Annotated in this window: 9 protein-coding genes; 6 read left to right on the forward strand and 3 right to left on the reverse strand. The window is 53.6% G+C overall.

What is annotated here, in order from left to right; genetic code table 11:
* The first annotated feature begins 53 nt into the window (after positions 1-53).
* Both KOR42_RS12815 and KOR42_RS12820 read left to right on the forward strand, forming a co-directional pair.
* Positions 54-1,286 (forward strand): ELM1/GtrOC1 family putative glycosyltransferase, encoded by a 1,233-nt coding sequence (locus KOR42_RS12815; RefSeq protein ID WP_146510229.1) that lies wholly within the window; start codon positions 54-56, stop codon positions 1,284-1,286.
* Positions 1,287-1,546: 260 nt separating this feature from the next.
* The gene (locus KOR42_RS12820; protein ID WP_146510230.1) at positions 1,547-2,275 is read left to right on the forward strand and encodes a glycosyltransferase; all 729 of its coding nucleotides are present in this window, start codon (positions 1,547-1,549) and stop codon (positions 2,273-2,275) included.
* Between the two features lie 66 nt (positions 2,276-2,341).
* On the opposite strand, the gene KOR42_RS12825 is transcribed toward KOR42_RS12820, so the two are convergent.
* Complete coding sequence (locus KOR42_RS12825) at positions 2,342-2,860, reverse strand: NUDIX hydrolase (RefSeq protein WP_146510231.1); 519 nt, start codon at positions 2,858-2,860, stop codon at positions 2,342-2,344.
* 71 nt (positions 2,861-2,931) lie between these two features.
* Positions 2,932-5,715, reverse strand: a complete 2,784-nt coding sequence (locus tag KOR42_RS12830) for a hypothetical protein (RefSeq protein ID WP_146510232.1) — start codon at positions 5,713-5,715, stop codon at positions 2,932-2,934.
* 196 nt (positions 5,716-5,911) lie between these two features.
* On the opposite strand from KOR42_RS12830, the gene KOR42_RS12835 reads away from it, so the two are divergent.
* Positions 5,912-6,226 carry a transcriptional regulator gene (locus KOR42_RS12835; protein WP_146510233.1) on the forward strand — a complete coding sequence of 105 codons (315 nt, stop codon included), beginning with the start codon at positions 5,912-5,914 and terminating at the stop codon, positions 6,224-6,226.
* Here KOR42_RS12835 and KOR42_RS12840 read toward each other — a convergent pair.
* The gene (locus KOR42_RS12840) at positions 6,190-7,092 is read right to left on the reverse strand and encodes a DUF1573 domain-containing protein (RefSeq protein ID WP_146510234.1); all 903 of its coding nucleotides are present in this window, start codon (positions 7,090-7,092) and stop codon (positions 6,190-6,192) included. The genes KOR42_RS12835 and KOR42_RS12840 overlap by 37 nt on opposite strands.
* A gap of 493 nt (positions 7,093-7,585) precedes the next feature.
* Between KOR42_RS12840 and KOR42_RS12845 the strand changes: the two genes are divergently transcribed.
* The 3 genes from KOR42_RS12845 to KOR42_RS12855 all read left to right on the forward strand — a co-directional run bounded on the left by KOR42_RS12845 (position 7,586) and on the right by KOR42_RS12855 (position 12,831).
* On the forward strand, positions 7,586-8,107 hold the full coding sequence (locus KOR42_RS12845; RefSeq protein ID WP_146510235.1) for an anti-sigma factor antagonist: 522 nt from the start codon (positions 7,586-7,588) through the stop codon (positions 8,105-8,107).
* Positions 8,108-8,170: 63 nt separating this feature from the next.
* On the forward strand, positions 8,171-9,448 hold the full coding sequence (locus KOR42_RS12850; RefSeq protein WP_146510236.1) for a GspE/PulE family protein: 1,278 nt from the start codon (positions 8,171-8,173) through the stop codon (positions 9,446-9,448).
* Between the two features lie 455 nt (positions 9,449-9,903).
* Entirely contained in the window at positions 9,904-12,831 is a 2,928-nt protein-coding gene (locus KOR42_RS12855; protein WP_146510237.1) for a secretin N-terminal domain-containing protein, read from the forward strand.
* Positions 12,832-12,842: the final 11 nt, after the last annotated feature.

Below are 12,842 nucleotides of genomic sequence, written 5' to 3' on the forward strand. Positions count from 1 at the left end.
TTGCCCCTCCTTGTTACATCCATTCATTGAAACGTCGCACCAGGATTTTCGCTGTGGAATCAGAAGCCGCATCTTCTGAAACGACTGAATTCACGACGCTCCCGTGCGATTCTCAAGCTCGAATTATTGCGCTGCACAACGGAAAGATCGGAAACGACACCCATGTCCTCGCGATCGCTTCGCTCGTCGCTGAACAAATTCGCGGTGAAGTGGAAGTCGTCGACGTGAAGTTTCGGGCTCCTGTTCTTGCATGGGGTCTCAGACGAGCTCTGCGGTCTCAAATCGTCGAGCGGTTGATGCAATACCCGCGAGTCTGGAACTGGATCTGGCGGATCGCGTTTCGAGGAGAATTTCCACACGGACGCCCTCCACTTCTGGTCTGTGGAACACTCGGGCGAGGAGAAATTCCGAACGCCATTTTGAGCCGATTCTGGAATTGCCACAGCATCCACATCGGTCGTCCTTGCCGTGTCGATTCAACTGAGTTCTCGCTGGTGATTACGCCTCAGGGAGTGGAACCGGAAACCGGTGAAGTCCAGCTTCCAGTGGCTCCGACACAAGTCAGTTTGAACACGCTTGATGAGGCGGGTGAACGATTCCGGGAAGACGTCGAGATTCCGAGCAGAGTCTGGGCGATGCTCATCGGAGGAGACGGCGGAGGCTACCGCTGGTCAGAGCGTGACTGGGAACGTCTCGCCGACGGAATCAACGCACTCGCTTCGAAATACAATATTCAATGGGTTCTCACGACTTCCCGAAGAACAGGCACGCGGGCGGAAGCGACTCTCAAGTCTCGCATTTCTCCCGATTCGATCGCATACGCGGTTTGGTATGCTGAGAATCCACAACGAATCATGAGTGCGTACCTCGGAGCTTCCGAAAGAATCTTCGCGACCGAAGAGAGCATCTCCATGTTGTCCGAAGCGATCGTCTCACGGCGACCAGTGTATGCCCTCACTCCGGATCGTGCACCAAAACGAACAAAGGCTCACATTTTCGCCCGTCACCAGTCCGAAGAGGGCCGTTTGATTCGACTGACGACAGAGGAATTCTCAACACCGAGTTCACGAATTGAAGACCTGAGCGAATTCCAACCGCTCGATCAGCGATGGGAGGAGACGGTACTGCTTCATTTACGAAGCCGTTGCCCTGATCTCTTCACAAACGATGCGATACCACAATCGGAAATCGAACCACGAGAGAAGCCCGCAGGTGCGAGTGATTCCCAACAGGCCGAACGATCATCCGAGAATCAAGAACGAGGGGATGTCTCTTCCGCAGCTTGAGACCTTCCTCAAATCGGTCAGCAACAGTAGACACGACGAACACAACTCGAACCGGTTTTCGCAACCCTGCACAAGCACTCAAAGCGAAGACCAGACAATCCACAGACAAAGTGAAGACAACAGCGAGAGCAAGTTGCTCTTTCCTGTGCACTCGCCTGAACTGTTTCATCAGGTAAAAGGCTGAGTTTGCTCGTGCGAGTGAGTACAAACCAAATCCAAAACAGCTCTAGAGCGAACTGCTCTTAAGAAGGAACTGGCCAGTGAGCGAGACGACCCGAAATGTAATCTGTATGAACTGGGGCACCCTCTATGGTGCCAGCTATGTGAACCGCTTGTATCGCATGGTGCAGCGGCATCTCACGCTCCCGCACAATTTCTATTGCTTCACGAACAACGAACTGGACCTCGATCCCGGAATCAAAAAGCTTCCCCTCCCGGCCGATGACCTCACAGAAGGAACGACGACCGGAGCCTGGAACAAAGTCTACAACTTCCGACCAAAGCTCGACGGAATCACCGGTCAGGTGTTGTTCCTCGACCTCGACATTTTGATCATCGACAACATCGACTGCTTCTTCGACTACGGAGAAGGGTTCTGTGTGATCAAGGAATGGACCGACCCCAATCAACTGATCGGCAACACTTCCGTTTACCGCTTCGAAGCGGGGGGACATGCTGAGGTCTACGAATACTTCATGGCGAATCGCCAGCAGATTCAAAGTGAATTTCGCCGCGAACAAGCGTATGTCACCGGAAAGCTGCGAGAAATCGGCTCCGTCACATTCTGGCCGCAAGAATGGTGCGTCAGCTACAAACACGACTGCATCGCACCGTGGCCGTGGAACTGGTTTCAAGCCCCGAAAATTCCGAGCGAAGCAAAAATCATCGCTTTCCACGGACGACCAAAACCGGAGGAAGCAATCAACGGAACCTGGGTGAAACTCCGGCGAGTCAAAGCTCAACCGGCACTCAAGGAACACTGGATCTAAGCCCGAGTGCTTGATCGAGTTTAAAAGAGCAAGCGACGAACTAATCCGAGCAGCGACTCTGAAAAGTCATTCGGAGAGGCTCGACATCCCGTTGTGTTCTGCCCACCATCGGAACAGTTGCCGAAACGGTGGAGTCAATCGCTCAGGTGTCTGCTGAAGGCGATTCATCAACTCGCTGGGAGACTCGAACCAGAGATCGGCGATCTCATCAGGATCGGGAACTGGAGGCTCATCAGTCACCAGTTCGTAGAGCACTGTATGTTCGTAAGCGGTCTCCGGTCCTGCCGGGAGTTTGATGAGAAACTCAAGCTGGCCGGAGAGTTGCAATTCTTCTTTCAACTCTCGCTGAGCCGCTGTCAGGTAGTCCTCACCCGAATCGACATGCCCCGAAGCAGATGATGTCAAACAGTGCGGATACTGATCTTTGCTGGCCGTGCGCTGTTGAATGAGCAGCTCACGGCTCGAGTTCCAGATCCAGATATGAACCGCCCTGTGAAGGAGGTTCTTCGCGTGGACGACCGAGCGGGGTGCCTGTCCGACGACGTTGTCATCCGAATCGCAGACATCGAAGACTTCTTCAACCATTGCTCTGACTTTTCTGTAGCAACGTCATCTCTGGGCTGCTGCGATTCATGTCGGCCATTCTGAAAGACGACCTACTCCAACCGACGGACTTTCAAATCGTCGATGTCGGCAACTCCTGATCCGCGTAGCTCGAGGCGAATTCGGAATTCCCTGTCTTCGTCAATCTTCCTCATGAACTCGACCTGTTGCCAGTCTTCACTCGCTTTGCGGAGATGCGTGGCACCATGCAATCCGACTGTCGTGTCGTAGATCACCAGTTCATTTCCGATGTCCTGTTGCGTTGGTGCATAGCGAATTCGAGCGGAAACGACGACCAAATCCCCCGCAGCGACCGGAATTCCCGGACCGGTCAACGCGAAGAAGTTCCCGCCCTGATTGGCAGACTGCATCCGCAGAAATGTCCTCTGAGAAGCAGCGTCGTAGTTGAGTTCAACCAGTTGCAAACCGTTTCCGGAAGAGTCTTCGAGCCAGTCCTGCTGCACATCGGCTTGATTGTCGAAGTCGCCGGACGAGAGAAGATTCTGAGTTGTAGATGTTCGATCTTCCAGTTCACGCATCGTCTGCCAGTGTTGAGGCAGCGTCTGAAACCCGGTGGCGTCGAGGCTTGCTGTCGCGACAGGAAGTTCCTGAACGGCGGACTCCCAGTAGCGTCTTTGAAGGACCCGCAAGTTGCGAAGAGTTCGCCGAGCGGCGGCATAAGCATCAGCGTCATGTCCGGCAGCGAGTGCTTTTCGAGCGTTTTCGAGATTCTGATATGCGTACTTCAGAACAAGCTCAGCGTCGGCAATCGGAGGAGCAATTTCAACAAGTTCCGCGTGGACGTTCGAGACTCTTTCGAACTTCTGGGCGGCCATGGCGACAGTTGATTGAGCGGCATCTGTTCGATACGTTCGGCAAGCTCGACGAATTTCCTCGATCGCTGCCGGTTTGCTCGTCACCACAATCGCTGTTTGCTGATCGAATTCCTTCAGGTGAATTTCGGTTCCGCCCGGGACGCGGGAGAGTTCGAGGTTCGACTGTGTGATTCCGGTCGGTGTGACTTCCCAGGCTTGCATGACATCCGCCCGCAGTAGCATTCGAATCCCTTTCACCGCCTGAGCACCGGGAACGAATTGCTCGTCCTTTTCGTACCAGACAGGGAGAATCAAGAAGCCGTCGTCGCATCGAAACACAGAAGCCCGAATCTCCGAATCCGATCCCAACGGCTTCCCGCCAGCTGCATCGATCGGTTGATCCCAGCGTGTTTTCAGCGGACTGAGTAAGCTCGCCGTCTGTTGAGGAAACGAATCATTCGTACGAACGATCAAGTCATCAACAACTCTGCCAGTCGCCAGCCACGGTTCGAGGATTCGACAGTGCAACGCGAACAATCGAATGGCGTGGATCCGTTCGTCGAGTCCGACGGTTTGCTGATCGAGAGGAATCTGCTTCCAGAATCCAATCCCTTTATATCCAGCTGCGAGCGCCGCATATCCCTGATGAAGAATCTGCTCCGGTTCGACAATCGGCGATGCATCCGGTTCACGATTCTTCCCGGCATACGTCGACAATGCTTCTGTCTGAACGAAAGTGAACATCGGCTTGCCGGGCAACGCCGCATTTCGGCTCCGCTTGAGGATCTCAACATGGTCCGCCACGGGGAGATCGCTGTGAATGGCGAATCGGCTGCTTCCGAGAAAATCGACCTGACGATGGAAGGACCTTTCCTGTCCGACGACATCGGCGAGGATCGGGCGACGGAACTTGCGATCGGCTCCGCGGACTTGATTGGACCACCCCTGCAGATAGCGGACATCATCTTCCGGAATGGCGAACCCGAACATCCACGCCCAGATCGGTTCCGTCCACGACTCGAACGTTGGAATTCCCTGACGATGAAGAATGGCATCTTCAGTCGTTGGCTGGGGAGGTTGAGCGATCGCTCCGATCCCCATCTGGTCTAAAGCTTCGAGAATCGCGCGATCGGCGTAGTCTTCAATCCACAGCATGTTCACGCCGGTCGACTCGACTTCTTTCAGGCTTTCCCCATGATAAAGCGTAAACACCGGGAAAAACGGACGGTCGTCTTTCATGACTCTGTCATCAGTCACCGTCAGGCGTGGCTGATAAATATCGGCTGCTTCAGGTGTTTCGATCAGATTCTCGGGAGTGACGATCGGGCCGTGCCGCAGCGTATCGATTTGAAGCACCGAGCCCCCAACGGGAACATCAAAGACGAGCGCAATCTGATCGACATAGGCTTCTCGCGTGTCGATCGTTCCGCCGGATAGCAAACCTGCAAGTTGTCCACGTGCCCGAATGATCCGATTTCTGACTTCTTCATCAGACGTAGAACAGACAAGCTGCTGCCATTGCCCCGATTTCGAATAGACCGTTCCCGGAAGATCGATCGACAGAATTTCCTTCGTCCGCGGATCGATCTGATTCGGAAACCGAATTTGGAGCATGAACCGCACGTTCTGGCAGTCGGTCCGAACCCAGACGGATGTTTTGAGTTCGTCAAACACGTAAGACGGGACGAGCCGCATTTCGAGTCGCTGGTCAAGTAGAATTCGGTTGCTTTCGAAAATCCTCTGCTCACACCCGGTTCCCGAGTGCGGCCCGAGGTCTGTGTGTCGCGAATCTATCACAACGGACCGGAGAACTTCCGACTCCGCCGACCATTTCAGTTCCCCGTCTTCAAAATCGACCAATGAGAGTCTCGACGGAGTTTTTTCATCCATCGAGTCGATCACGACCGGATTCGGTTGTTGACAGAATGCAACATTCGCTGCGAAGACGAAGAGCAAGACGCCAATTACGGGATTTCCCTTAGGGAACCGACCAAAAACCGAGGAAATTAGCGTCCGGAACATGCTTGTTGATTCAAAATTCCAGAACCAGCGAGAGGGACTCTTGTGTTTGATCGTTTCAGTTTGGCAACATAAACATCTCTGATGCTGGTTGCCGAGTCCGAACAACGCCCGGAAGTGTTTTCGAACCGAATCACGGCAACAGCTTCGGAGGGGCGCGGCGAATCCGCAAATACTCAACGACTTTCGAGTTGGTGTCATGATGCACAATCCAAACCGCTTTCCTGAATCATCCGCAGACGCGCTCCCTCGTGAATTGCTGGACCTCGGGAAAAAAATCGCCGCACTCCCGGAGGAGCATTTTCGGGAAATTGAAGGGGCATACTCTCAGGTAGTCGATTCTGTTCGAAGACGAAGAAGAATCCTGAAACTGGTCCAAGAGGCACTTTCACAACTGCGTCTGGACGTGAAGTACCTGATGTTCGACCTCGAAGTGACTCGCTCTGAGCGAGACGAATTGCAGGCTGAAATTGATGGTCAAGGCGCCGACGACTTTGAGTCGGGTTGGTCATAGTTCGCAGGCTGAACGCTTAAGCGGTCTGATACTTCACTGGGGCTTTCATTCGTCACGGGCTGGATCTCTGATTTCGTCGAATCCTGAGGCCCCCAAATCAAAATGGGGACTTGAATCACGCGATATTCCGGATCGTCGGTCTCGATTTTCAGCCAGCAGGTTTCTTTCCCCGGTGCGACTTCGCCGGGAACGTCGATACGAATCGGGACTTCGACTCCCTGACCACGAATGCGGCGCTCTCCGATTTCTGCAGAAATGTTGTCCGACTTCGATTCGACACGAAGCACGTTCAACTGCTGACCGCGATGATCCTGCACAAGGATTTCACGAGAATCAGGGTTTCCGTGGGTCTGATAGAAATAAACTTCCGCCGGAGTGACCGTCACTTTTCGCTCGGGAATCACCATCCGAAACCGGACGATTCGCTCTTTCAGTTCTCCGTCGTCGTAGCTGACCCGAACGTTGTAGTCTTTCGGTCCGGGAGCTTCGTTCGCTGTTTTAACGGAGACGTAAAAGCGGCCGGACTCTCCTGTTCCGTAAACTTTCTTGTCATCGAAGAGCCGGGGATTCAAACATCCGCAACTTGGCTCGAGCTTGAGGATTCGAACGTCGCTGTCGCCGAGATTTCGAAAATCGAAATGAGCGGGAATCGTCTCAAGCGGGGGAACGAGTCCCAGATCGACAGCGTATTGTGAGAAGATCAACGTCTCGCGAGGGACTTGTCCAGAGATGGGCCGTGCAGCATCGGAACTATGCGCAGCAAAAGCAGAAATCACAAACGGCAATAATGCAAACGCGAACAACCCGCCTTCCAAAATGGAATTGGGTCGCGTTTGATTTGATACGTTTTCGTTGCGTTCATCCATGAACAGCTCGCTCCTTGGGAGTCATTCCCCAATCAGGCTGCCGGTTATATTTCTTTCAATTCATTGTGACAACCCGGATTCCCGGACCGGTTCCCGACAGCCTTCCTCTGTGGAACGGACTCTCTTGATGATTACCCGCTGCTGGTCGTACCGACTCTGTCGATCTCGCTGAGTTGAACTCTCTGTAGTGTTTGCAATCCAAAAACCTGTCATGCACATCAAAATTTCACAGACACGCAATTCCTTTCCTTAACAAAATCCAGTAAACGTGCTCGGAGTCGACCGAAACTTTTCCCGAAGCATTCTTCGACATGGTTTTCGCCAATTTGCATGAGCAAACCGGACGAGCACGATTCGAATCATCCATGTAAGTGCTCTGCCAAGAGCAACCTGTTCGAATGAGATTGACTCATCCCGTGTGTGGGTTGCGTTCCGGTGAGCGATGTTCGAACATATGCTTCTTTGCTGATCAATCTGACCTGGAGTTAGCGGATTGTCATCGCTCATAACGTTTTCCGAGAATGTGAAGGTTTTCAGCTCACACATTCGAGTCGTCATCACTCCCGAAGTGGTCGAGTCATCCTGGGCGTCGATTTCGAGTTTGGGAGATCAGGTCGTCAAATGCTTAAAGGATGTCAAACACCCAAGCTGCCTGGTTGACCTCACCCAACTCGATTTCATGGGAAGCTCACTGGTCGCTCTGATCGTCCGAGTTTGGCGGGAAGTGAAATCTCGAAACGGTCGCCTCGTCGTTGTCACCTCGCATCCTATCGTCAAAGAAACCATTTCACTGGCTGGCTTGGACAAAATCTGGGACATCCAACCCACGATTGAACTCGGTTCTCGTGCGCTCGATCTTTCAGAAACCGTTGTCGCTGAAGTCGAGGGAAGAGAAGTCGTTTTCGAACGATCCGGCATCGGCCGCTACGAGCGTCTCGTTTGGGTTTCCATTGTCCTGACTCTCGTTCTGATTCTCGGAATCTCAATCTTTGTGATGATGCAGAATCCTTCATGAACTGTTCACGTTGATGAAGACAATCAGCGACTCTTTCCACATCTCTCAACTCGCGGAGTTGTCATGAATAATGAGTCCTCAAACGCTTCTCCTGGTGCTGAAGAACCAAATGCAATGATGCAGGAGATTGCCCCGGAAGCCCGACAAAAGGCGCTTCAGGAGGAACTGAAAGGTCTGATCAGCCTCGTTGGCGTCGAGCCCCTTGTCGACCTTCTCCTTGAGCGTGCGTTTCAGCTCGGAGCGACGGACATACATCTCGATCCTCGTCCAAACGGCATGAATCTTCGCCTTCGACTCGACGGCGTGATGCATGACATCCTCCATCTCGATCCAGAGTACGCGCCGCAACTCGTCTCGCGAATTAAGCTCATTGCGGGGATGAACATTGCCGAAAAGCGGATCGCGCAAGATGGTCACTTCTCCAACATGATGATGGAGCAGAACCGCGATGTCCGCGTCGGATCAGGCCCCACGATCTACGGCGAACGAATCGTCATGCGTCTGATGTCGGACGGCTCTCGATTCACCTCTCTCGAACAACTCGGCCTCTCTGACAAACAAATCAGTGCCATCGAACAGGCAACTGCCCGTCCACACGGCATGATCCTCAGCGTTGGTCCAGTCGGGTGCGGAAAGAGCACAACCACCTACAGCTGCCTCGCCTCGCTTAATGAAGCAACGCGCAGCCTCGTCACTATTGAAGATCCCGTCGAACGTCGAATTCCGGGCGTCAATCAGATTCAAGTCGACAACCGAGCACATTTCGGCTTCGTCGAAGCATTGAGAGGCGTTCTGCGGCAGGACCCGGATGTCATCATGGTCGGGGAGATTCGCGATCAGGAAACAGCTCACATTGCTGTTCGGGCAGGGCTCATGGGCTCGAAGGTCCTCAGCACGCTCCACGCATCCGACACCGGAGCGACTCTCGACATGTTCCGAGAATTCCAGATCACGCGCATGTTTCTGGCTGACGCGATCAGCTGCATCATCGCTCAACGCCTGATTCGAAGAGTGTGTGAAAAGAACCGGGAAACCTACACCCCTGACGAAGTGACTTGCGAGTTGCTCTCAATTGATCCTGCCGAGGCGGAACAACACAAGCTGGTCCGCGGAATTCCGGCCGACTCGAACTTCCACACCGGCTACTTCGGGCGAACAGGAATCTTCGAAGTGCTGGCCATGAACCCTTCTCTTCGCAATTACGTCGTTTCCGGAAAACCTGGACGAACCGTCTTCGAAGCAGCCCAGGAACAGGGAATGGAAACGCTCGAACAAAGCGCTCGCGACAAAGTGCTCGCAGGGATTACCACTCCTGAAGAGATGATGCGGGTCCTCATGTAGCATCCGAATGCGGGCATTTGAGCACCGCTCGCCCTGCTCGAACAGCCACGACAGGGCTATTGCCGATTCGATGGAACGGCACGAGAGGGTGGGGATTCTCTCGGAAGGGTGGGGATTCTCTCGGAGGAGCGATTCTCTTAAAGACTTGTCACGATGTAAGATACGACCAACAGAAAATTGTACCGCGGGCGATTTCGATCCGGGTCCTGCTTGTCTCCTTCATCTGTCGATTTCATCGTTTCGCACGAGCGAACACCGCATCCATCGGAAAAGACACGTTCACGCACACAGAACGCGTGAAGGTGAAAGCATGAAAAATGGGTCAAAGCTACGAATTCTATCTAACAAATCAGCAACGCCCCATCGTATGATGATGTGATGCTGCTTTGATCTGTTCGTCCTCAGAGGCTGATCCGGAATTCGGAAGCCACGTCTGAAGAACCATTGGGGAAGATATGCGTTTCTGTTCCATCGGGCTCACCTTCGGAGTTCTGTTGCTGCTGGCCCCAGCATCAAGCTTCGGTCAGGCCAAGCCCGTCATCGTCAAAGACGGGAAGGTCATCGAATCGCCCGGAGTGCCCCCCTCCTCCGCGCAACCGGCAAACGCCCCATCGTCGAAAACACCTCCAGGAACTCCGAACGGCGAGAAACCGGACCAGCCCGACAAGAAGAGTGAGGACAAAGGTGCCGACGCAAGTTCGAAAGTGATCAAGCGGACCGAGTACGAACCCGAACCGGATTATGAACCGGCAGAACTCATCCTCGACCCGGAAGGAAAAGTTCAATTCAGCTTTCACGGAGCGAAGTGGCCGGTCGTTTTGAACTGGCTTGCGAAGTTCTCCCAGTTAAATCTCGACTGGCAGGAGCTCCCTGGCGACTTTCTCAATTTGCGGACTCAGCACTCTTACACAGCAGAGGAAGCCCGAGACGTCATCAACCGTCATCTTCTGGCTCGTGGATACACTCTCCTGCAACACGGGGAACTCTTAACGGTTGTCAAAATACAGAACCTCGATCCCGGACTCGTCCCGCGTGTTGCTCCCGAAGATTTGTTGACAATCCTTCCTCATGAATTCGTCAAGGTGTCACTCCCGCTCGATTGGATTCTGGCGGAAGAAGCTGTCGAGCAACTCCAACCAATGCTCAGTCAAAACGGGAAACTCTCGGCGATTCCCACAGTCAATCGACTCGAAGCGATGGACGCCGCAGGCAATCTGCGAGAGATCTATAAATTGCTCACCGAAGAGCAACGTTCGAGTCAGACCGAAAAAGGACTCGTCCGCGAATTTCGAATCGAACACGTCCGGGCAGGCAAGGTCTTCGACTCTCTCTTTGCAATCCTCGGAATTCGAAAGCCAGACACAGCGGGCGGCGGGGGCAGTCTATCGTTCGGCGCCAGCCAGCAGATCATGCGGCAGTTGCAACAAATGCAGCAGCAAATGCAGAGAAATAATTCGCCGAATAACAGCGGCGGAAAAGGAGGCCCCCCGGAGGAGCCTCGACTGGTATTGAATGAGCGCGAAAACAGCATTCTCGCGCATGCTTCACCGGACAAGATGGAAATCATTTCGCAGACAGTGAAGGCTCTGGACGTTCCCAGCCCCGATTCGAGTCATATCCTGCAGAACCTCGATCGCATGCGGGTTTATCATCTTTCCACTCTGAAGCCGGACCCGCTTGTGCAAATTCTCACGGAAGTCGGGGACCTTTCTCCGTCGACTCGCGTTCAAGTCGACTCTGAGAACAACGCGATCATCGTCTTCGGAACACTTGCCGATCATGTGACCGTTCAGTCGCTGGTCGATCGACTCGACGGCAGCAGCCGCAGCTTCGAAGTGATTCCGCTCAGGCGGCTTCGAGCGGCGGAAGTCGCTGGCACGATCCAGTACATGTTTGGAGAGGAAGAGGAAGAAGAAGACCAGAGCAGCAAATCTCGATACTACGGATTTTATTCCAGCTACGGACAGAAAGAAGAAAAGTCCAAGGAACAACGCCCTTTCAAGGTCGATGCTGACGTCGAGAACAATCGCCTGCTCGTCTGGGCGAACGAGATGGAATTCAAGGAAATCGAAAACCTGCTCTCAAAGATGGGGGAGATTTCGCTCGGACAACCCAACCCGGCAACCGCGCGGTCGATCGATCTCCACTCAGATGAAACAGCTCGCAAGATTCTCGAACGACTTCAAAATGTCTGGGAACAGCGTCGCCAGAATCCTCTTCGAATCGATCTCCCCCCGGACGCGCCCGTCGAACCGGAAACTGAGCAACCCGAACTGAAGAAGGAAGCACGTCGCAAAAGCTCGTCTCCCATCAGCTTCGCGGTCTCCGAAACAGTTCGCACGAAACCAGAAAGTGAACCGGAACTCTCCGCTGAGGAAAAAGCTCTTCTCCAGAAAATGCGAGAGCTTGAAGCGGGTCCGCCTGATATTCGAATTCGGCAACTTCCGGACGGTCGCCTCACACTGGAGTCCGACGACACTCAGGCGCTGGATGAAATTGAGATGCTGATCTCCGAACTCGTTCCCCCTGCTCCGGAATACAAGATTTTTCAGATCAAGTACGCCTGGCCATTCGGGATTGAATTGCTTCTCGATGATTTCTTCTCCGGTGACGAGGACGAAGAAACCATTCTCGACTGGTGGGGAAATTCGGTCACGATGAACAAGCAGGGACCGGAGCGGCTCTCTTCAAAACGCAAGCTGCGGATCATTTCCGACGACGACTCACGAACGCTTCTCGTGCAAAATGCGACGAACGAACAACTGGCGCTCATCGAAGATCTGCTCGAAATCTATGACCGCCCCGAGACAAACGATCCGCAAGCTGTCCGGCTGACACAGGTTTTTCATCTAGAGTACTCGCAAGCGTCTGTCGTCGCTGAGACGATCAAGTCTGTCTACCGCGATCTCCTCAGCTCAAATGACCCCGCGCTTCAAAACAAAAATCAGGAAGGCAAATCTCCGCCGCAGCAACAGGGGTTCACTTACATTCGTGGCGGCAACCAAGACAAAGACGACAGCGCCGCCCCCGAAGAACCCATTAAGTTTAAGGGGTTGCTTTCGGTCGGAATTGACGACCTGTCAAACACACTTGTCATTTCCGCAGCAAGCGGACTCATGAGTGATCTTGCGAAGCTTGTCGACGTTCTCGATCAGGCAGCCCGGCCCGATTTGAGTGTGCGAGTCGTCCCCGTCAATCCTGCCATGAACGCCAGCGTGTTGCGCGATCAGCTTAATCAGTCGTTCGGGATCTCGGCCAAACCTTCAGTCGGTGTCTCCTCGACGTCGGACCGAAACAAGTCGCCCGAAAAACCGGCAGGTCGTGAATCCAAAAACTCAGGCAAATTCAATCCCGGCGAGGGGAATGCCGCCCCTGCTGACTGAGAAAGCACAAA

This window comes from Thalassoglobus neptunius (assembly GCF_007859735.1).
GTDB lineage: Bacteria > Planctomycetota > Planctomycetia > Planctomycetales > Planctomycetaceae > Thalassoglobus > Thalassoglobus neptunius.